This window comes from Pelatocladus sp. (genome assembly GCF_059505505.1).
In genome coordinates this window covers 53773-74999 of the sequence record NZ_JCACKS010000261.1, presented here as the reverse complement: position 1 = coordinate 74999, position 21227 = coordinate 53773, and the positions used below count along the sequence as shown (strand labels likewise).

At 40.9% G+C, this 21227-nt stretch carries 16 protein-coding genes and 1 pseudogene; 10 read left to right on the top strand and 7 right to left on the bottom strand.

The genetic code is table 11. The features are described 5' to 3' along the window. Positions 1 to 9 precede the first annotated feature (9 nt). A pseudogene (locus AC5JMK_RS27690) lies at positions 10 to 1178 on the top strand (AI-2E family transporter). A 124-nt stretch (positions 1179 to 1302) separates the two neighbouring features. Here the strand turns inward: AC5JMK_RS27690 and AC5JMK_RS27685 are convergent. From AC5JMK_RS27685 to AC5JMK_RS27670, 4 genes are all read right to left on the bottom strand, one after another. Then, positions 1303 to 1902, bottom strand: a complete 600-nt coding sequence (locus AC5JMK_RS27685; protein ID WP_096677563.1) for a DUF2238 domain-containing protein — start codon at positions 1900 to 1902, stop codon at positions 1303 to 1305. A gap of 22 nt (positions 1903 to 1924) precedes the next feature. Then, positions 1925 to 3253, bottom strand: coding sequence for a DUF2254 domain-containing protein (locus tag AC5JMK_RS27680; protein WP_096677562.1), 1329 nt, complete (start codon positions 3251 to 3253; stop codon positions 1925 to 1927). Positions 3254 to 3404: 151 nt separating this feature from the next. Continuing rightward, on the bottom strand, positions 3405 to 4418 hold the full coding sequence (locus AC5JMK_RS27675) for a mechanosensitive ion channel family protein (protein ID WP_096677561.1): 1014 nt from the start codon (positions 4416 to 4418) through the stop codon (positions 3405 to 3407). Between the two features lie 121 nt (positions 4419 to 4539). Further along, entirely contained in the window at positions 4540 to 4770 is a 231-nt protein-coding gene (locus AC5JMK_RS27670; protein WP_495911450.1) for a hypothetical protein, read from the bottom strand. A 160-nt stretch (positions 4771 to 4930) separates the two neighbouring features. Here AC5JMK_RS27670 and AC5JMK_RS27665 point away from each other — a divergent pair, with 160 nt between their 5' ends. From AC5JMK_RS27665 to AC5JMK_RS27650, 4 genes are all read left to right on the top strand, one after another. Further along, entirely contained in the window at positions 4931 to 5383 is a 453-nt protein-coding gene (locus tag AC5JMK_RS27665) for an endonuclease domain-containing protein (protein ID WP_495911449.1), read from the top strand. 123 nt (positions 5384 to 5506) lie between these two features. Further along, entirely contained in the window at positions 5507 to 5674 is a 168-nt protein-coding gene (locus tag AC5JMK_RS27660; protein ID WP_495911448.1) for a hypothetical protein, read from the top strand. A gap of 140 nt (positions 5675 to 5814) precedes the next feature. Beyond that, positions 5815 to 7215 (top strand): magnesium transporter, encoded by a 1401-nt coding sequence (gene mgtE / locus AC5JMK_RS27655; protein WP_495911447.1) that lies wholly within the window; start codon positions 5815 to 5817, stop codon positions 7213 to 7215. Between the two features lie 254 nt (positions 7216 to 7469). Further along, positions 7470 to 9092, top strand: coding sequence for a N,N-dimethylformamidase beta subunit family domain-containing protein (locus AC5JMK_RS27650; protein WP_495911446.1), 1623 nt, complete (start codon positions 7470 to 7472; stop codon positions 9090 to 9092). 51 nt (positions 9093 to 9143) lie between these two features. On the opposite strand, the gene AC5JMK_RS27645 is transcribed toward AC5JMK_RS27650, so the two are convergent. After that, positions 9144 to 9401 carry a hypothetical protein gene (locus AC5JMK_RS27645; protein WP_096679201.1) on the bottom strand — a complete coding sequence of 86 codons (258 nt, stop codon included), beginning with the start codon at positions 9399 to 9401 and terminating at the stop codon, positions 9144 to 9146. Between the two features lie 209 nt (positions 9402 to 9610). Continuing rightward, positions 9611 to 10471, bottom strand: a complete 861-nt coding sequence (locus AC5JMK_RS27640; protein ID WP_495911445.1) for an SDR family oxidoreductase — start codon at positions 10469 to 10471, stop codon at positions 9611 to 9613. A gap of 705 nt (positions 10472 to 11176) precedes the next feature. Between AC5JMK_RS27640 and AC5JMK_RS27635 the strand changes: the two genes are divergently transcribed. The 4 genes from AC5JMK_RS27635 (at position 11177) to AC5JMK_RS27620 (ending at position 17398) form a co-directional block, all read left to right on the top strand. Then, the gene (locus AC5JMK_RS27635) at positions 11177 to 12784 is read left to right on the top strand and encodes a peptide ligase PGM1-related protein (RefSeq protein ID WP_495911444.1); all 1608 of its coding nucleotides are present in this window, start codon (positions 11177 to 11179) and stop codon (positions 12782 to 12784) included. A 227-nt stretch (positions 12785 to 13011) separates the two neighbouring features. Then, positions 13012 to 14799, top strand: a complete 1788-nt coding sequence (locus AC5JMK_RS27630) for a serine/threonine protein kinase (RefSeq protein WP_495911443.1) — start codon at positions 13012 to 13014, stop codon at positions 14797 to 14799. Positions 14800 to 15359: 560 nt separating this feature from the next. Next, positions 15360 to 15923, top strand: coding sequence for a pentapeptide repeat-containing protein (locus AC5JMK_RS27625; RefSeq protein WP_096677552.1), 564 nt, complete (start codon positions 15360 to 15362; stop codon positions 15921 to 15923). Positions 15924 to 16213: 290 nt separating this feature from the next. Beyond that, entirely contained in the window at positions 16214 to 17398 is a 1185-nt protein-coding gene (locus AC5JMK_RS27620; protein WP_096677551.1) for a M20 family metallopeptidase, read from the top strand. 177 nt (positions 17399 to 17575) lie between these two features. On the opposite strand, the gene alaS is transcribed toward AC5JMK_RS27620, so the two are convergent. Further along, on the bottom strand, positions 17576 to 20239 hold the full coding sequence (gene alaS, locus AC5JMK_RS27615) for an alanine--tRNA ligase (protein ID WP_096677550.1): 2664 nt from the start codon (positions 20237 to 20239) through the stop codon (positions 17576 to 17578). A gap of 330 nt (positions 20240 to 20569) precedes the next feature. Between alaS and AC5JMK_RS27610 the strand changes: the two genes are divergently transcribed. Further along, the gene (locus AC5JMK_RS27610; RefSeq protein WP_096677549.1) at positions 20570 to 20773 is read left to right on the top strand and encodes a heavy-metal-associated domain-containing protein; all 204 of its coding nucleotides are present in this window, start codon (positions 20570 to 20572) and stop codon (positions 20771 to 20773) included. Positions 20774 to 21227: the final 454 nt, after the last annotated feature.

The window sequence follows — 21227 nt, the reverse complement described above, 5'->3', positions numbered from 1 at the left end:
TTAAAAAGGATGCGTTTTGGGCAATTAATCGGTTTTTTCGCCCTTGTGATATCACTTTATATTTTGTGGCAAATCCGGCAAATTATTTTGCTGGTATTCGCCGCTATTGTTTTTGCAACAGTCCTCAATCAAATGGTGCAATTTTTCCAAAAGTTTCGTTTAAAACGAGGATTGGCAGTAGCGATATCAGTTGTGATTGTAATATTCATATTAGTGGGATTTTTTGCTTTAAGCTGATGTGCATTTAAACTAGGATTTTTGAGAGCTATACTGCTTACTGTGTCGAGATTGCTCGCTCGATTTAAATGCTGAACAGCTTAATTGCACCACGTATTTTCGAGCAGTTACAACAATTCGACAATTTTATGCCAATGGCATTAAAAAGATTACGGTTATGGAATAATTGGTTACATAATTTTATTCCAGAACAACGGTTAGAAAATATTAGTGGTCTAAGGTATCTAACTCAAAGTTTGCAAAGTTGGGTCAATCAGCTAATTAACAACTTTTTTCGCTGGGTAAGTAACTCACTGGTGATTGTTTTAGGATTATTGTTGTTTATAGCTCTGACAATTATGCTATTGGTTAATCCATCACCATATCGACAAGGATTTATACTGCTATTTCCTGCTTTTTATCGTCAGCGAGTGCATGAAATTCTTAATAAGTGTGCAACCTCTTTAACGGGTTGGATAAAAGGCACACTGATGACAATGTCGTTTATTGCTATTTTGAGTTATATTGGATTGTCTCTTTTGAAAGTACCATTGCCATTAGTAAATGCAGTTTTAGCCGGATTATTAGAATTTATCCCAAATGTTGGTCCGACCTTGAGTGTAATTCCACCAGCGCTGCTTGCTTTGAGTGATGTTCCTTGGAAAGCCCTAGCAGTCGTAGCTTTGTACTTTGGCATTCAACAGGTTGAAAGCTTGATTATTGTGCCTTTAGTGATGGAAAGTCAGGTATCTCTGCTACCAGCTATTACTTTAGTATCGGTGGTAGTTTTTGGGAGCTTTTTTGGATTTATAGGAGTTTTACTCGCTGTTCCTTTAGTAATTGTATGTCAAATTTGGATTAAAGAAGTTGTGATTAATGATATACTTAATAACTGGCAAGACGATCACAAAAAAGATCGGAAGCGCAAGACGATTACTGTGGAAAATCATCAATCAAATTAAGTTAATTTTTTGAATATAGAAAGTGCAAAAAGAAATTGCTTAATTTGTTCTGTAATTGCGACTTCATTTGTTGCAGGCTCTAGTGCCATCAGAATATTCTATTGAAATTACTCGATATTGTTGTTTATCTATATAATTCACTTCGCGAATTTTGGCTTTGTGCATGATTATTTGTCCATTCTTGCAATGCCCAAAAACTGATGAAAGCTGCTAGTCCAGCGCCAAGAGAATCCATCATTAAATCAACGACAGTATCATTTAAGCTGCCAATTATCTTAGTAGAAAGAATTTTACCAGCCGACCATTCTGTAATTTCCCATAAAGCTCCAATCGCAATGCCAAAACTCGTGATCGTTAATAGATACAAAAATGTATGATGCCGAAAGATATTCAGCATAGAACTGTAAACTAAAAAACTGAGTGCCAAAGTAATGGCAAAAGTAGTATAAGCATGAACAATTTCGTCATACGGTCCTGGCATATAAAATAAGTCCCAGACCCAGCCTCCAGCATTTAATAATGCTGCAAGAACAAACAAAAAATCGAACAATGTTGGTAGTCGGTCTTCTTTAGTGACAAACACAAAAGATACAACCAAAAAACATGTCAGAGCTAAGGCGTTTAGCCAATTACCCTGAACTGCTGCTGTGATCACTGCCAATGTTAGTAGAGCCTGTCCTATCCAGGCAAGAACTCGATAACCTTGCCAATTTGTACTCTTCATTTCTCTTTACTCATGTAAATTATCAATGCTGCTTTAAGGCTTTAATTACTCTGTAATAACGCTCCTGGACGTCATTGCGGTCTTGTTCCTCTGACAATATTTCATGACTACCCCGCAAAATCATATCTGCGTGACGGTGTAGAACTGCTCGGTATTTTGAATTCTGGGTGTAGTTAGCAACGACGGCGATCGCTTCCAATAAACGCATAGTTACTGCTGTATCCGACTGTGCATACTGCCGAATTTGATTAAAAGCACTGTCAACTAACTGCTCAAACTTAAATGGTTCCACAATTACCCGTAGTTTGTACTGATTATCGTAGCGGTAGGGCGACGGAAAATTCCTTTGAACCAGATGAGATAATCCAACACTCAGTCTGTCAATACAGCGAATTGCAGTAAATGGATCATTCACCGCAGGAGAAATGGCACGTAGAGCAATTTCTACTAACTGATTGATCGGAAACTCCACATCCTGTTGCTCGGTACGTTCTTTACCCAAAATAAAGGTATCATTGATTTGTTTGGTAAGTTTTTGATTAACTAGTTTTCCAGGAAATATCATAACTAAATCACTGCCTTTGACAACAAACTTTCCTGGTCGAAACTTGACATGCAACAGCAGATTGTGATTGCAGGCAATCTGCATCAATTCTTCGTTATCAATTGCTTGTAAATAACCTGTATCATTAGCTTGAATGGGGTAAGCTTCTTCCTCAAATGAAGCTGGAATTTCCACAATCTTTTGCTCTTGTTCTGGTTCACTATGTCCGATTTTTTCTGGAAACAGCCGCTCAATGGCTTTGTCTAAATCAGAACTGACATTCTCGATCACATGCGATGCTTGAATAATTGTTGTGGCATGATGTATAAAATATATTAATACTCCGATACTAAATATTGCTAATAGGATACCAACTGTAACTGCAATCTGTGGCAGATATTCTTCATATCCATCCCCCTCTCCATGAATTGTCCGGAGTATTAGTAGGCAGTAGATGAACGTGCTGATGAATGTACCAAGTACAAATTGATTACCCGTATCCTGCATGAAATTACGTAGAAGTCGGGGACCAAAATTAGAAGCAGCCAGCTGAAGTGCCACAATTGTAATTGAAAAAGCTGTAGCAGTGACACTCACCATAGAACCTGCAACGACTTCTAAGAGCGATCGCGCTCCATCAGGACCACCCGTGTAAATCCACCAATAATCAATTTCAGTCTTACCTGTACGGTCAAGCATTAGCACCGTAAACGCCAAGCCTATTGTTACTATTGCCATTATTCCTGGCAAAAACCAATAGCTAGAGTGGAGTGTGTCCCAAAATTTGCTTAATTTGACGTTTTTCATTTTGACCTACCCAGGTAATATCAATTCAAAATTCAAAATACCTGCGGTAGGCGCGTAAGCGACTTCTGTAAGTAGCCGCTTCGCGTCTACAAAATTAAGAACTTTTTGACTTTTGACTTGTTTTCCCCGATCCCTATTTTTTCCAATTCTCTTACTTTTCATCGTTATTTCCGTTGTGATCTTGGTAATTTGTGCGATCGCTTGCGGTTTGGACTTGAGCAAGTCGGCGGAGCGAATCGCTGATACGAGCAGGTTTTGGTACTTCGCGCTGAGGTGCTGGCCAGCCTTCTCGTTGTCGGGAGCGATCGCCATCTGTCTCCTCTGTTTGATCGTGGAACAAGACTTGCTGTGTTGGAAAGGGCAAATCGATTCCATTTTCTACTAGCTTTTTCTTAATCGCAGACAGCACTTGATCCCGTGAGGCCAGATCGTCTGCACGGCGCGGCGGTTTAATCCACCAGCGAACACGAATATTGACGGTACTTTCGGCAAGTTCCATTACCAACACGTCAGGCGCAGGATCTTTCAGTACTTCTGGAACGCTATGCACTGCTTCTAGCATTAACTGCTTGGCTAGATCGATGTCATCACCGTAGCCAATCCCGACATCATACTGGAGTCGGCGATCTTCAAAAGCAGTATTCACAGTCACCGAATTAGTAAATAATTCCGAGTTAGGAATTACAATCCGCCTACCGTCATAAGTTCTGATAGTAGTTGCTCGTGTTTCAATATTTTCTACCGTTCCTTCAAAGCTTTTAAAAACGATTTGGTCATTGATTTGAAATGGCTCTGTCAAAAGGATGAGGATACCTGCTAAAAAGTTTTGTAAGATATCGCGAAAGGCAAAGCCAATAGCCACACCGCTAATCCCTAACAGTTGCACCAAATCACCTGCTTGGAATGTAGGAATAACAATCGATAGAGAAATAAACAGACCTACTAGGATTGTTGTACCCTGTGCCATCCGTCCTAATACCAGTCCTAAATTCCGGGCGTAGCGATGATTGCGGGTTAAGCGTTTGACTAGGCGTTTAATTTCTCTAGCAATTAAGAAGAAGATTACAAAGACAATCAATGCCAGCACGATATTGGGCAGTAGGGCAATAAATCCATTCGTCATTGCCTGGATTTTGTCCCATACTGCGGATATCTCTGCATTCATAATACTTACTTACTTAATTATCAATAATTGCTGATATTAGTGAAAAATCATGGTATTTAAATCTACCCCTAGTTAGTTATAACTGTGTATGAATAGTAGGAAAAATTAGATTGGAAGTCCCTTATCTTTTATCTACGGTAAATAAGGAAGGCACTAGAAGCCAAAGATGCAAATAAAAGCTGTTGACGGCTGAATACTTCAAGCAAAGCTCAACCTCAAAACTCAAAACTTCAGGTTTGAAACTAGAACGTTCAACCTCAAAACTCAAAACTTCAGGTTTGAAACTAGAACGTTCAACCTCAAAACTCAAAATTTCAGGTTTGAAACTAGAACGTTTAACCTCAAAACTCAAAACTTCAGAATCGCCCTCAAATCCTGTATTTGAGAAATTTCTGGTAATATCGTTAACCCCTCGCTGCCAAATTTTAGCGTAGTTGGAGATTGGGATTGATGAGAGAAGGCATAACTGGGAAAAATAAACACATATAAATCAGCTAGCCTTTAATCATCAAATGACTCAGCAAGACAACTCACCATTTTCATCTCACTCTCATTCCCCCTCCTCGCAAGCGGGGAGGGGGCTAGGGGGTGGGGTTCGCAAACGCGGTTGGCAAACTCCATTAGAACTTTGGGAGAAACTCAAACCAATTGCGCGACAGATGCGGCGCGAACCTACACCAGCAGAAGAGAAACTTTGGCAGAAGTTGAGACACAAGCAACTTTTAGGGTTTAAGTTTCGCCGTCAACACACAATTGATAGGTTTATTGTGGATTTTTATTGTGGTGAGGCGCGGTTAGTTGTGGAGGTGGATGGGGAGGTTCACGACTACACTCAGGAGGAAGATGCAATTCGTCAAGATTTTTTGGAGAGTTTGGGGTTGCGAGTGGTGCGGTTTCGGAATGAGGAGGTGTTGAATGCAATTGATGGGGTGGTGGAAGAGATTGTAGGTTGGTTGCACAGATAGAACCCCACCCCCAACCCCCTCCCCGCAAGCGAGGAGGGGGCTAATGCGATCGCTATACGCTTAATCATGTACCAGACATCTCCAGAAATGAGATATTAATTCTAATTACACAAGGCTTTTATCGTGTTTTTCAGCAAACCCTATTTAACAGCCTGTATGGTAGGCTACGTTAGCCTGTGGCATAATGCACCCTACAAAACTACACCTTGTTTTATCCAACCAGAGGTATTGACGCTTTTTACCAAACCTGAAAATATGCAAGTTAAATGTTGCCAAGATAAAAAACTATAAAAATGTAGATAAAAAGTTTACATCCACCCTAGCCCAAAGGAGAAAAAAATCCTAAATTTGTTTTTTCGGATTCCTACTTTCCTCTCAACTAGGGGTAGCCTGATTCAAATTGGATTATCGCATCACCTTGATTTTTAACTATGCAAACTCCAAACAATACGTCTCCTGTTCTTCAAGATTTTTCACGCAGGGAATTGCGGGATTTAGTACGCGCGCAATTACAAAGTTTATTGGAAGTTGGGGATTTGCGTGGAGCTAAAGCCATTTTAGTACCTGTACAACCTGTAGATATTGCTGAAGCCATTGAAGGATTACCAGAAGCAATGCACGCGATCGCTTTTCGGTTACTTTCTAAAGATGAGGCGATCGAAGTATACGAATATCTTGATTACAGTGTGCAAGAACGATTGATTGAGGAACTCAGAAGTCAGGAAGTTCGCGAGATTGTCGAGCAAATGTCACCAGATGATCGAGCCAAGTTATTTGATGAGTTACCAGCAAAAATCGTCAAGCGTCTGCTAGAACAACTTAGTCCCGCAGAAAAAGAATCTACAGCTCAACTATTGGGTTACGAAGCTGGTACTGCTGGGCGAATCATGACTCAGGAGTTAATCTCTGTCAAAGAAAATTTTACGGCTGCGGAAACTCTGGAGCGAATTCGCACCTTAGCTAATGCTAGCGAGATGATTTACTATCTTTATGTCACGGATGCAGCGAGGCGCTTAACTGGAATTTTATCGCTGCGTGAGTTGGTGACAGTTCAACCACAACAAACAGTTGGCGAAATCATGACTCGTGATGTGCTGTCTGTGAATACAGATACAGATCAAGAAGAAGTAGCCAGATTAATCCAAAGATACGACTTTTTAGCTGTCCCTGTGGTAGACCGGGAAGATCGTCTTGTGGGTATTATTACTGTTGATGACGTAATTGACATTATCCAAGAGGAAACCACCGAGGATATTTACGCTGTGGGTGGTGGTGTGCAGTCTGATGGCGATAGTTATTTTCAGTCAAATTTGCTGACTATTGCTCGCAAACGGGTAGTGTGGTTGTTTGTCTTGCTGATCACCAACACCATTACAGGCACAATTATTAAATCCCAAGAAGATATTTTGCAAAAAGTCGTAGTGCTGGCGGCGTTTATTCCTCTGTTGACAGGTACTGGTGGTAATGTCGGCGCTCAATCTTCCACGGTAGTGATTCGCGGGATGAATACCGACGAAATTCGCGCCCTTGGACCATTGCAAGTAGTTGTTCGGGAAGGTTTGGCGGGTGTGTTGCTAGGAGTCATGCTAGGTGCGATCGCAACGATCTGGGCTTTCTTTCTGCAAAAGAATTTACAAGTAGCGATCGCAGTTGGTAGTAGTCTGGTAGCAATTTCGGTTCTCGCTTCTGTTTCCGGTTCCGCACTCCCGTTTTTGTTTCGCCTCTTGCGTTTAGATCCAGCGTTGATGTCAGCACCATTTATTACTACAGCAGTGGATGTCTTAGGTGTATTAATTTACTTCGGTTTGGCAAGAACAATCTTAAATGTATGAGTGCTATCACAGGGCTGTTTGCTGTGTATAAGCTGTGAAGTTGCTCAGGCGATCGCTCTGGCAAAATTGTGTTTTTTTGACACTATTTATCTAATTATTTTACTTAGAAACAATTCATTTAATATGCATAAATTAAGAATTATTTACTTTTTACCTATTGATAAAAATGACACAATCAAGTTGGTCAAACTTGAGTAGTCAAAATGACAGGGAATATAATTGTTTTGATAAAAAAGCTAAACAACACAATAAAAGTGCTAGCAGTAGCACTTTTAATTTTGATACTTACTCTATTGATTTTTCTAGATCCTAACCAAGCCATTGATATAAATATACCTAAACACCATCGTAAAAATCCTACTATCGTTGAAAACTTAAAAACAGGTACAACCCATTGGCAGCTAACTAATCCTGCCACTAAGCGAGAAATAGAAGGTTATGCCTCGCTTACAAGTGTAAATCGTGGCGAGGAAATCAAGTTTTTTGTCAATACAAAAGAGCCGAATTATACAATAGAAATTTTTCGTATGGGTTGGTATGGAAATAAAGGAGGACGACAAATCACCCCTATAATTAAGCGCAAAGGAGTAAAACAGCGACCACCAATAGTAGATCAAGCGACTGGCTTAATTGAATGTGATTGGACAGATCCCTACGTATTAAAAATTTCCGATAATCCAGATAATTCTACTTTTTGGACAAGTGGTATTTATTTAGCAAAACTAACTACTGGAATTAGTGGTAAACAAAGCTACATTATTTTTGTTGTTCGTGATGACAGTCGTGCTTCTGATATCCTCTTTCAATCGAGCGTGACGACATATCAGGCGTATAACAACTGGGGCGGAATGTCCTTATATCGATGGAACAGTCGTGGAAAACAAGCATATAAAGTTTCTTTTAATCGTCCCTATGCTATTAGTCCTAACCGTGCAGCTGCTTATGGAGTGGGAGCAGGAGAATTTTTAACTAACTTTCAACCCAAAAGAAGAACTTCTAGCGCTGGCTGGGAATATAACATGTTGCGGTGGTTAGAACGTCAAGGCTACGATGTCACCTATTCTACTGATATTGATACCCATGAAAATTCTTTAGATCCCTACAGTGGCAAGTCGATGCTATTATTGCACAAAGCATTTTTGTCTGTCGGTCATGATGAATATTGGTCGTGGCAGATGCGGCAAAATGTGGAAGCGGCTAGAGATGCTGGTGTAAGTTTAGGCTTTTTTTCCTCCAATAGTTGTTATTGGCAAATTCGCTTAGAACCCAGCCAAATAACGGGAAATATTAACCGTATCATTGTTGCTTATAAAGAAAATGCTGCCTTAGATCCCTATGCTAGAGATAAAGATCCGAATAATGATTATTTGGTAACTACTGTTTGGCGCAAAAAGCCTGTAAATCTCCCAGAAGATGCTCTGATTGGAGTCATGTACCAGACATTTCAAGTGAACGCGGATATAGTCATTAATCACACAGCACCGAGTTGGCTGCTTACCGATACGCAATTAATGCAAAATCACAATCAAGCATCTGTTAGCAGGAATCTTCAATCATCTAATAAACAAATCCGCTTAGAAGGACTTTTGGGTTATGAAGTCGATCGCATGTTTGGTAATGCTCCAAATTACACGATTCGCGTTGCTCATTCACCCTATCGTTACGGGCGTGGTATTCGATATGCAGATATGACAGTATATACCACAAATTCTGGAGCAACAGTATTTGCAACCGGATCTATGCAATGGAGTTGGGGACTTGATGATTACAACGTTCCCCAATTGCGTCCTTCAGTTTTAAACGCTGATGCTCAAATCATGACGCGCAACATTTTAGCCCAGATGTTAAAGCAGGGAACTCTTAACAGTGAACAGTGAACAGTTATCAAAAAGAGCTACTGATAACTGATGACTGATAACTGATAACTGTTAAAGTTGTGAATCACTGTCAGGGGCGACAATTTCACCTTCACCTAAATTCAGCACTAAGTCCTGATCGACAATCAGATCAGTGAGTTCCTTCGCTTGCAAATTCATTTCTTCACAAGCTTTTCTTAATTCCTGTGCAAAGGTATTCAAATCGTCACCATAACCACACTGATAAGCGGCGGTTTCAATTCCCTGCTTGGCATTTGCTCTCGCACAATCTACTAAATCAGTACCATGTAAACGTGTTTTAGATGACATATAAGCAGCTTTTCTTGATTTCAATTTGTTTGCCATATTATCAAGTTTTATAAGCTTACTCATCTCTCAAATGAAAGGTAAAAGGATGAACGATAAGCTTTTGCCTTCAATCTGGCAAAAAATCATGTATTGTTTGTTAGTGCTTGGTAGTTGTTTGCTCCAATCAACTATCAACTACCAACTACCAAAAAGTCACAACTGACCAATCTTTACCCATTTACAACCGTACCACCGTTAGGGTGTAAGACTTGACCAGTTATATAAGAAGCATCATCTGATGCTAAAAATACATAAGAAGGTGCAATTTCTTCAGGTTGTCCAGCTCTTTGCATTGGTACTTGTTTCCCAAAATTAGCTACTTTCTCTTCTGGAAAGGTAGAAGGGATCAAAGGTGTCCAAATTGGACCAGGAGCTACAGCATTAACACGAATACCTTTTTCTACCAAATTTTGTGATAAAGAACGAGTAAAGGCAACTATTGCACCTTTTGTAGAAGAATAATCAAGCAATTCTGGGCTACCTTTGTAAGCTGTCACAGAAGTACTGTTGATGATACTGCTACCTTCTTTTAGATACTTGAGTGCAGCTTTCGTTAAGAAAAACATTGAGAAAATATTGGTGCGGAAAGTTCGCTCTAGTTGTTCTTTACTAATATCTTCTATACTTTTTTGAGGATGTTGTTCCGCAGCATTGTTGACAAGAATATCGAGTTTACCAAATTCATCTACCGTTTGTTGGATAGCTTGCTGACAAAAGTTTTCATCACCAATATCGCCAGAGATAGTAAATGCTTTTCGTCCTTGTGCTTCTACCAAATGTTTGGTTTCTTTAGCATCATCATGTTCATTGAGATAAGCGATCGCCACATCAGCACCTTCTTTAGCAAAGGCGATCGCCACAGCGCGACCAATACCACTATCTCCCCCAGTAATCAGCGCTACCTTATTTTTTAATTTACCACTTCCCTGATACTGACGATCATCTGCTTGGGGTTTGGGTGTCATTTCTGACTCAATACCCGGCTGTTGTGCTTGTTGTTGTGGTGGTTGTAATGGTTTTTCTTCTGGCATATACTTTTCCTTTAATTGTTGTAACTGTTGTTTGTTCCAATTAAGTAATAACTACTTTAAGAACACACAAGTGTGCTATCCTACTAAACCATTTCTTAAAAACTAACCTTGGATCGAATATTCAATCCAAGGTTTAGTTATGACCACTGCACCCTGTTACCATAGGCAAACTTAAAAAATTTTCATCTATAAAAATAGAACTCTTTGCTTATCACTTGCCGCTAGAACAAAATTATCTAAGCAAAAGAGCTTTTTCTCACACCAAAAGCATACTCCTTGTTAACGAACCTCACTACACCAATCTGCCTTGATTAAAAATCTCTCCTTTCAGTAATTAAATTAACTGTTAAGTCATGGCAATTTATCATTCTTAAGATATAAACAAAAATAAAAATATATCAATCTTAAGAAGTAAACATAACTAAGAAAAATTATTTCTTCTCCGTATTACTTTGGCAATAAAATTAACTCTTGTTTTTTTCGACGTGATTAATGGATGATTCACTATATATTGAATATATTGATCCCGATTACAAAGAAACACTTTTTCACTAAAATTCTTATGCAACATCGTAAAATTTCAGCAACAAATCAACCAATTTCTAAGAAGTGTTGCATACAGTCAGCATTGGTTTATTACTTAGGATATATGTGAAATTAGGAAATCTCGCTGAGGGAGCAAAGTAGCAGCACAGGGGTAAGATTATGCAAACATTAAACTTTTCTGATATAGAGCAAACTGACCCGTTCAAATTTCTTCAGTTAACTTTGCGCGATCGCTGGCAAAGTATTGAAGGTCCTACCGAAAGCAGTGATGTAGATATATTAGTTATTCCCTCTCTTAGTATTGATCAGCGAGAACTCAAAAAAGTCGAAGGTTACGAACACTATGAAGAGCGATTATTATTCTCACTGATTCGTTTGTGGAATCCCCGCAATCGATTAATTTATGTCACATCTGTGCCATTACATCCTAGTATTATCGACTATTATTTACAACTGTTACCAGGCATACCCTTTTCCCATGCTCGCAATCGTTTGCTGTTACTTTCCACCTATGATTCTTCCTTAAAACCTCTCAGTCAAAAAATTTTAGAACGTCCCCGCTTGCTGCATCGTATTCGTCAGGCGTTAAGATTAGACAAATCCTTCATGATCTGTTACAATTCCACACCATTAGAAGCAGAATTATCTGTCAAATTAAATGTGCCATTGTATGCTCCTGCACCAGAGTTACAGATTTGGGGAACAAAAAGTGGTAGCCGCCAAATATTTGCAGAAACAGTCGTGCCATATCCAGATGGTAGTGAATTAGTTCACAGTGTTGCCGATTTAGAAGAAGCTGCTGTGCAATTATGGGAACGTCAGCCGACATTAAAAAGAATGGTTGTAAAGCTCAATGAAGGCTTTTCAGGAGAAGGAAATGCCCTATTAGACTTAAGACCAGTGGCGGATGTCGCACCTCCTGATGCTTCTCACACCGAACGTTTAGCAGCGATTAGCGATCGCTTGCCAAAAATGAGTTTTCAAACTAGCCAAGAGACATGGGAAAACTTTTCAGGACGGATTGGTGAGTTAGGCGCAATTGTAGAAGCATTTGTGGAGGGTGAAGTTAAGCGATCGCCTAGTGTCCAAGGAAGAATTACACCTCTAGGCGAAGTGGAAATCCTTTCTACCCATGACCAAATTCTTGGCGGTCCTGATGGACAGATATATCTTGGTTGTCGATTTCCGGCGGATGAAGCCTATCGTGTCCAACTGCAATTGTTAGGCACAAAAATTGGCATGAAGCTAGTAGAAAAAGGCGCACTCGAACGATTTGGAGTTGATTTTATCGCCGTTGAACAAGACAATGGCCAGTGGGATCTGCAAGCAATAGAAATTAACTTGCGTAAAGGCGGAACCACTCATCCGTTTATGACCTTAAAATTATTAACCAATGGACGTTACGACTTTTCAACAGGCTTGTTTTACTCCCAGCAAGGACGTCCCAAATACTACATCGCCACCGACAACCTCCAAAAAGACCGTTATCGAGGACTCTTACCCAACGACTTAATGGACATCATCGCCCATCACAGGCTGCACTTTGATACTGGCACAGAAACAGGCACAGTTTTTCATTTGATGGGTTGTCTGTCTCAATTTGGCAAGCTAGGCTTAACTAGCATCGGCGATTCTCCTCAACAAGCAGACGAAATATATAATAAAGTCGTTAAAGTCTTAGACGAAGAAACCTATAGCAACAATCAAGACTATTCCTCCGTCTTAGAACATACTTTTCCCATGGCTTGGGATGGGTTTAGTTGTTAGGGATTGGGGATCGGGAACAGGGAACAAGGAACAAGGAACAGGGAACAGGGAACAAGGAACAGGGATTAGTGTTTTGTTTATCCTCCTCCTTGTCCTCCTTGTCTCCTTTCTCCTTTCTCCTTGTTCCCTTTCCCCTTTCCCCGATCCCGATCCCGATCCCCGTTACCCCTATCCCCGATTCCCAATCCCCTGATTATAATCAACTCAGCCATTGTCTTTGAGCGGTTGTGTTCAACTCTAATGAAATTCACTGCATCAATCCAGACTGTCAGCGTCCCTATCCTCAGCGTTGGGGGAACAAATTCTGCCATTGCTGTGGTGCGCCTCTACAGCTGATAGATCGCTATGTCCCTATGAAACGCTTGGGATCGGGAGGCTTTGCTCAAATTTATACTGTTTGGGATCAAAAAACGCAAACCCAAAGGGTGCTAAAGGTGTTGGTAGAAGATTCACCAAAAGCACGAGAGTTGTTTGCCCAAGAAGCATCAGTTTTAAGCAATTTGCGACATCCAGGTGTTCCCAAAGTCGAGTCAGAGGGCTATTTTCAACGCATTTGGGTTCATGGCAAGGGACAGCAGACTCTGCCTTGTTTGGTGATGGAAAAAATTAATGGTCAAACTTTGGAGGAAATATTATACAAGCAATATCCTCACGGATGTCCACAAGATTTGGTGTTGAATTGGTTAAGCCAAGCTGTGGAAATTTTACAGCATTTGCACCAACGCAATATTATTCATCGTGATATCAAACCTTCCAATTTGATGCTGCGTAATCTGTCTAAATCCCCTCTTGATCACAGAAAAGTCAGACAAGCAAATCAGCTGGTACTGATTGATTTTGGTGGGGCTAAACAATTTGCTGCAACAAATGTTGTTTCTCAACCACGATCTACAAAATTGTTTTCTTCTGGTTACAGTCCACCAGAACAAGTGATGGGAGGTCATGTTGAACCCAGCGCTGATTTTTATGCTTTGGGTAGGACAACGATTGAGTTGCTGACGGGTAAGCATCCGGTGGACTTAGAAGATCCCTTGACAGGAGAGTTGCACTGGCGTTCACAATGTCGTGTTCACCCGCAGTTAGCAGATTTGATCGATGAAATGATCCAGGAAGAAGCGCGATCGCGTCCGGAAAATACAGCTATCATCCAAAGACGTTTAGCACAGATTGATCAATCACTACCAAATTCTGTGGGGACAAACAGGACAAACAGTCGCAACGTGACTTTAGTTCTCACCAACACTCGATTATCTCCTATTTTCAGATTTTTCTTTGATCTGAGAAAACAAATTCAAAACTCAGTTGTTAATTTTGTCCAAGCCATTGGTCAAATTATTATTTTTGTATTTGGTGCGATCGCTAAAGTTATTCGCGCCTGTTTGGATACCATTTGGACAATGATTCTCACCAGCGTCGGCGCTGCTGCGGGTGCGTTTTCTGGTTATGTTTTGGCCTATCACACAGAATGGGGAAAACAAGTTGGCGAATCCTTGTCTAGTCAGTTATCTCTGTTGTTGGGGAACAATCAGCCTGTGCTGGGTTCAGAGATTCTTCTGTTTGCTGGCGCTGGGTTAGGTACTGCGTGGGGAATAGTGACCGCCGGAGGTTACGGACAACGACGACGGTTTTTAGCTGCATCATTGATGGGAATTTTTGGCTATGGATTTGGCTGGTTCATTCTGCAATTAATCACACCAAAAGAAGATGGAGAAGGATTGATAGCCTTGATTTTAGCCGCAGTTTCACTCCTAACCCTGGGCTTAGGTCTGCGTAGCCATCATATAGTCCATGCTGTAGTTACTGCTTTTGGTACAGCACTACCGTTCGCATTTTTGCTTTATGTCGGTCTACCACCAACCATATTCAACGACTTTTTTAGTCTTAGCAATAACTGGCATGAATTATTGTGGAAAATAGGATTTTTTGGTTTGGTAGGTGTTGTAATTAGTTTTTGGTTGGGAGTGAGTCATTACTTAGTTGTACCTGGATTGCGCTTGTTGGGATGGCGTGATTGAAAAGGGATTGGGGATTGGGCATGAATCAGTTATCAGTTAACAGTTAACAGTGATCAGTTTAATTTGATAACTGATCACTGATAACTGATTAGCTGTTCCCCTTGTCCTCCCGCTCCCTGCTCCCTGCTCCCCGCTTTCCAATCCCTCATATCAGCAAAATTTAATGCTAAAAATAAGAATTCCCCCTTGCCTTTTGGTTATTTCGGCTTGGGGGAATGCAATATTTCGTTGACTATAGAGTTTCAGTATAATGTTCGATGCTTTTATTCTATAAACTTTAGTTTGGTTTTGACTAGTGAAATCACCAGGTTTTACAGTAGTTTTACAGTTTCTTGATGTCTGCTTTATACCGACAATTTTTCGTATCAGTCCTATTATGATAACAGTACTAATCAAAATTTCTCGTCCTCTTGTGGGCGAGAAACTTGGTAATAAGTAATTGGTTTTTCGATTACCTATTACCGATTACCGCGAAAGGGCAACTTTCCTCTATACCCACCAGAGGTGTAGTATCCCCGTCGTTTTTGTAAATTTTCAACTTTAAAATTACTGTAAACAACATGAAATTCCAGATTATCGCCACAGCTGCCTTGTTAGCCTGTTTTGGACTTACGCAGAAGGCTTTTGCTTTTAATCAACTAGATTTAGACCAGCTAAAAGCATCAGGTTCTTGTCCTCGATGCGATTTAAGTGGTGCTGATTTAAGTAGAGCTAATTTGACTGGAGCAAATTTACGCGAAGCTAATCTAAAAGCAGCCATTTTAACTGGTGCTAATCTCACCAATGCCGATCTGACAAGTGCAAATATGGAGAGTGCTACATTAACTGGTGCTAATCTCACATCTGCTTCTTTTACAGGTACATATCTCAAAGCAGCATCTCTAGATAATACAAATCTGAGTTTTACTGGTTTTATTGGTGCCAATCTCGAAGGTGCTAACCTCAAGGGCGCTAGAGAACAATTTACTAATTATCGAGGCGCAAACTTCCGAGTCACCACTCTATCCAATGGTATTATCACTTCTAATAAGCCTTATTGGTGGTCTTTACAGCGTTTCTCTCCCATAGAATGTAATAAATTTAACGAGGATAAGATCAATGGCTCAACCTGTTCTACAAATTGACAAGTAAAAACAAACAGCCCAAAAGCTTTCTCAGACTATATTTTAGTGGTTGGAATGTTGAGTTTATATCTTTCCATCCACCTATTAATATTTTTGTATAAAAAATTTGCAAGAGCTAGAAACTGAAAACAAGCTAAATTACTCTTGACTGCGGAGTACTTTAAATGTCAAAGTATTTGTCAATTATTTTACATTAACTTCGCTCAGTAACACTCGTTGTTGTGAATAAAAGTTATTTGTAGATTAACACTTCTTTATCATTAAACTAAAGACTTTAAAGTAATAGAAAAATGCTTAGTCGTATTAAAGATTTAGCAACAACGATCGCTCCACGTCTAATAGAAATTCGTCGCCATATCCACTCTCACCCAGAACTTAGTGGTCAAGAGTACCAAACAGCCGCCTTTGTAGCTGGAGTTTTATCTTCCAGTGGACTGCATGTACAAGAAGGAGTCGGTAAAACAGGTGTCATTGCAGAACTCAAAGGTACAGGTGAGGATAAACGGATTTTGGCAATTCGTACTGATATGGATGCTTTACCCATACAAGAACGTACCGATGTAGAATTTACTTCTCGTACAGAAGGTGTGATGCACGCTTGTGGTCATGATGTTCACGCCACAGTCGGTTTGGGAACTGCGATGATTTTGTCTCAGATTTGCGACGAGATTCCTGGGAAAGTACGATTTTTATTTCAGCCAGCCGAAGAAATTGCTCAAGGGGCAAGCTGGATGGTATCAGATGGAGTCATGGATCAAGTTAGTGGTGTTTTGGGTGTTCATGTTTTCCCTTCGATCCCCGCAGGTTCAATAGGTGTACGTTATGGCGCTTTGACGGCGGCGGCTGATGATCTAGAGATTATTATTATGGGTGAATCAGGACATGGCGCTCGTCCCCATGAAGCAGTAGATGCTATTTGGATCGCTTCGCAAGTTATTACTACACTACAGCAAGCAATTAGCCGCACACAAAATCCTTTACGCCCAGTAGTATTAAGCATAGGCAAAATTAACGGTGGTAGAGCGCCGAATGTGATTGCTGACAAAGTTCAGTTGTTGGGAACAGTGCGATCGCTTCATCCCGAAACCCGTGCTAATTTACCCAACTGGATTGAAAAATTAGTTGCTAGTGTTTGCAATTCCTACGGTGCGAAATATGAAGTCAAATATCGTCAGGGAGTTCCTAGTGTGCAAAATGATTACTTCTTGACGCAGTTATTACAATCATCAGCAGAAGAAGCCTGGGGAAGCGATCGCGTCCAAGTTTTACCCGAACCTTCCCTTGGTGCAGAAGATTTTTCTATATATTTAGAACACTCTGCTGGTAGTATGTTTCGTTTAGGCGTGGGTTTCCAAGATCGGATGATAAATTATCCACTCCATCATCCCCTATTTGAAATTGATGAATCAGCGATCGTCACTGGAGTTGTGACGATGGTATATACAGCCTATAAGTATTGGCAGCAGGCTACTTAGGATTGTCAATTCAATAACATGCAATTAATTTATATAGCAATCCTATATGATTTGTAAGAATCGCAAAGCCCAAATCCCCGACTTCGCAGGAATTATCGGGGATTTTGTCTCTCCTGAATGATTTAATAATCCTATAAATTTACAAGGAAGGCGGGCTGAAAACCCTACAAAAAACAATTAACCCAACGCTGAGTTCAACTCACCCCGCGCCTTCTCCAACGCCTCTGGTAACTTACTCGCATCGCGTCCGCCAGCTTGGGCCAAATTTGGTCTTCCACCGCCGCCACCGCCACAAATTTTGGCGATCGCACCGATAAATTTACCAGCTTGCAGTCCCTTCTTATTGACTTCTGGCGAAAAAGCAGCAACTAAGCTAACTTTCCCAGCTTCGGGAACAGAACCCAGCACCACCGCCGCACCTACACCAAGTTTTTGCTGTAAGCGTTCCGCCGCAGTTTTCAAAGATTCTGCGTCAACCTCTTCCAACTGGGCGACAATAATTTTATAATCGCCTACAGTTTTCACTGTTTGCAGGAGTTGATCAGATTTGACAATCGCTAACTGTGATTTGAGGTTTTCTAATTCCTTTTGGCTGTTTTTGAGTTCGTTTTGCAGAATTGTGATTCTGTCTGGTAACTCTTCTGGCTTAACTTTGAATCTGTCGCTTAAATCTTTGACTACTGAGTCGCGGACATGCAAGTAATCTAGAATTGCTGGTCCAGATACAGCTTCAATCCGTCTGACTCCAGAAGCAACCCCAGCTTCCGAGATAATTTTAAATACACCAATCTCAGCAGTATTACTTACATGAGTTCCGCCGCATAATTCCATTGACACGCCAGGAAAATCAATCACGCGGACTTCATCGCCATATTTTTCCCCAAACATGGCGATCGCACCTTTGGCTTTTGCTTCGGCGATGGGTAAAATTGCTACTTTCGCTGAGTGCGCCTCCGCAATCCAAGTATTTACCTGTTCTTCAATTTGCTGGATTTCTTCAGCAGTCAAAGCACGAGGACAATTAAAGTCAAAGCGCAATCTGTCGAAGTCTACCAAAGAACCCGCTTGCGAGATTGTATCATCGACAATATTCTTTAACGCTGCTTGCAGTAAGTGAGTGGCGGTGTGGTTAGCTTGGGCGCGACGCCGACAAGCTCGATCAATTTGGGCGGAAACAGCATCACCGACTCTCAGCGTACCGCGTTCGATGCGTCCGAAGTGGACATAAAAATCCGATTCTTTCTTGACATCATTAATAGTAACGACGACACCTTCACCACTCAGATAACCTTGATCGCCAATTTGTCCCCCCGACTCTGCATAAAATGGCGTTTTGTCAAGGACGATTTGCACATCTGTTCCTGCTTCTGCTTCTTCTTCAGCAATCCCATTTACAAGTATCGCTTCGACTTTTGCGGTTGCTGTTGGTTCTGTGTAACCTAAAAATTCCGTAGCGTGAATGTGTTCTGCAAGTTTGTCGAGAGAACCTTGCACAGTTAAATCGATAGTTTCGTGGGCTTCTCTGGCGCGTTGTCTCTGCTTTTCCATTTCCACATCGAAGCCAGCAACATCAACTGTGAGGTTGTTTTCCTCAGCAATTTCTTGAGTTAGTTCTAAGGGGAAACCGTAAGTATCAAACAAAGTAAAAGCATCTTCACCGCTAATTTGGGTTTGACCTTTTTGCTTCACCTGAGCAATAATTTCCTCAAGTAGCTTTTCGCCTCTTTCCAAAGTTTGCAGAAAGCGAGATTCTTCTCGTTGCAATTCTGCTTTAATATTATTTTCCCGTTGACGGAGATTGGGATAAGCATCTTCGGCTAGGGAAATCGCAACTTCCGCAACTTGGGGTGTAAAGATGTTACCTGTAACGTCTCTACGATAAATACCAATTAAACGCCCGTGACGCACCACCCGCCGAATTAACCGCCGCAGTACATAACCACGTCCGACGTTGGAAGCGCGAATTTCATCAGCGATCATATGTACAACAGCACGCACGTGATCGCCAATGACTTTTAAAGAGACTTGGGTTTTTTCGCTACTTTCGGTGTAGTCGATACCAGCGATTTCTGTGGCTTTTTTAATAATCGGGAAAATTAAATCGGTTTCGTAGTTGTTGGGAACGTCTTGGAGAATCTGCGCCATCCTCTCCAAACCCATCCCAGTATCGATATTCTTGTTAGCAAGTGGTGTTAAATTCCCTTCTGCATCCCGGTTGTATTGCATGAAAACGAGGTTGTAAAACTCGATGAACCGGGTGTCATCTTCTAAATCAATATTGTCGTCGCCTTGTTCTGGATGAAAATCGTAGTATATCTCTGAACAGGGACCACAAGGGCCAGTCACACCCATAGCCCAAAAGTTATCATCTGCACCCATGCGCTTGATGCGCTTTTCTGAGACACCGATTTTATCCCGCCAAATTGCGTAAGCTTCGTCATCTTCTTCGTAGACGCTGACAACGAGGCGTTTTGGGGGTAATTTAAACACAGTTGTCGAAATTTCCCAACCCCAAGCGATCGCCTGTTCTTTAAAATAGTCACCAAAGCTGAAGTTACCCAGCATTTCAAAGAAGGTTTGATGGCGTTTGGTGCGGCCGACATTTTCGATATCGTTGGTGCGGATGCATTTTTGGGAAGTTGTCGCCCGTTTGAATTCTGGTGTGCGCTGTCCCAAAAAGATGGGTTTAAATGGTACCATCCCCGCGATCGTCAGCAGTACTGTCGGATCTTCTGGAACAAGGGAAGCACTTGGGAGTATCTGGTGTCCCCGTTGACTGTAGAAGTCAAGGAATAAGGTGCGTATTTCGTTACCGCCAAGGTACTGGGGATGAAAAGACATGGGTTTTTACATGAAGACTAGGGAATTGGGGGACTGTTAGTTGTTGGTTGTGATTTAGAACAACCACTAACCACTAACCACTAACTAGTATCTCTTACAGAAAAAGTATGCCGCAGAATATGGCTTCTGTACCACCAATTCTGTAATACTTCTCAAGGGGGATTACTTTTTCAGTTTAATTGCGTGAATAACTTTTGACAAAGTCGCTGTCTGATGTGCAGCTTTATATAGCGGCACAATTCCCAGACTTTAGTAGGATGAGGAGATTAACTTAGGTTGAATAAAATGAAAGTCTCAAAATCGTAGTATTTTCATCTATAGAGGTCTTTTATGGCGCTAAAATTAACAGTTCCAAATATAGCGTGTGAAGATTGTGCCAGTACAATTAAGCAATCTATTCATACAATGGAACCTGATGCAAAAGTCGCAGTCGATGTCAAAGCTAAAACTGTAACCGTAGAATCCGCAGCATCGGAAGAGTCCATTAAGCAAGCAATTGTTGCTGCTGGATATACTATTGAAGGCTATCAATAATTATCCTTTCAACACTAAAAGTTACGATTCGGATATGTCATTGAGCATTGGTAAGGGTTTCGCATTGGTAAGGGTTTCAATGATGCTTATATTTCGTAATTCACGTTGTGTTTATCGTTGCAGACTTACTTAATTTGCAAAAGTGATTTTGCAGTATTACAGGAAAGGTTTAAAGGTTAAAGGGGAAAAATAACCCTATTCCTTAACCTTATCCTTTACTTAAATAATCACGAAAAATTTTTCGTATACAGAATTCCTAAATTATTCGTGAACAACAAGATCCCCGACTTCTTTGAGAAGCTGAGGATATGATTCTAAATTTTTATAATTCATTGAGGATTAGATCTCTTGCAAAAGTCGAATGAACCCCCCTCAATCCCCCCGTTCACGGGGTGAAGATTTAGTTCCCTCCCCGTTTACGCTTAGGGTTAGGGTGGGGTAAAAATATTTTTGC

Bases quoted from the DNA above. Each gene is read 5' to 3' on its own strand.
- AC5JMK_RS27645 (WP_096679201.1), bottom strand. From the start codon at position 9,401: ATGTCATCTAAAACACGTTTACATGGTACTGATTTAGTAGATTGTGCG.
- AC5JMK_RS27685 (WP_096677563.1), bottom strand. From the start codon at position 1,902: ATGAAGAGTACAAATTGGCAAGGTTATCGAGTTCTTGCCTGGATAGGA.
- AC5JMK_RS27610 (WP_096677549.1), top strand. From the start codon at position 20,570: ATGGCGCTAAAATTAACAGTTCCAAATATAGCGTGTGAAGATTGTGCC.
- AC5JMK_RS27635 (WP_495911444.1), top strand. From the start codon at position 11,177: ATGCAAACATTAAACTTTTCTGATATAGAGCAAACTGACCCGTTCAAA.
- AC5JMK_RS27620 (WP_096677551.1), top strand. From the start codon at position 16,214: ATGCTTAGTCGTATTAAAGATTTAGCAACAACGATCGCTCCACGTCTA.
- mgtE (WP_495911447.1), top strand. From the start codon at position 5,815: ATGCAAACTCCAAACAATACGTCTCCTGTTCTTCAAGATTTTTCACGC.
- alaS (WP_096677550.1), bottom strand. From the start codon at position 20,239: ATGTCTTTTCATCCCCAGTACCTTGGCGGTAACGAAATACGCACCTTA.
- AC5JMK_RS27640 (WP_495911445.1), bottom strand. From the start codon at position 10,471: ATGCCAGAAGAAAAACCATTACAACCACCACAACAACAAGCACAACAG.
- AC5JMK_RS27675 (WP_096677561.1), bottom strand. From the start codon at position 4,418: ATGAATGCAGAGATATCCGCAGTATGGGACAAAATCCAGGCAATGACG.
- AC5JMK_RS27665 (WP_495911449.1), top strand. From the start codon at position 4,931: ATGACTCAGCAAGACAACTCACCATTTTCATCTCACTCTCATTCCCCC.
- AC5JMK_RS27625 (WP_096677552.1), top strand. From the start codon at position 15,360: ATGAAATTCCAGATTATCGCCACAGCTGCCTTGTTAGCCTGTTTTGGA.
- AC5JMK_RS27680 (WP_096677562.1), bottom strand. From the start codon at position 3,253: ATGAAAAACGTCAAATTAAGCAAATTTTGGGACACACTCCACTCTAGC.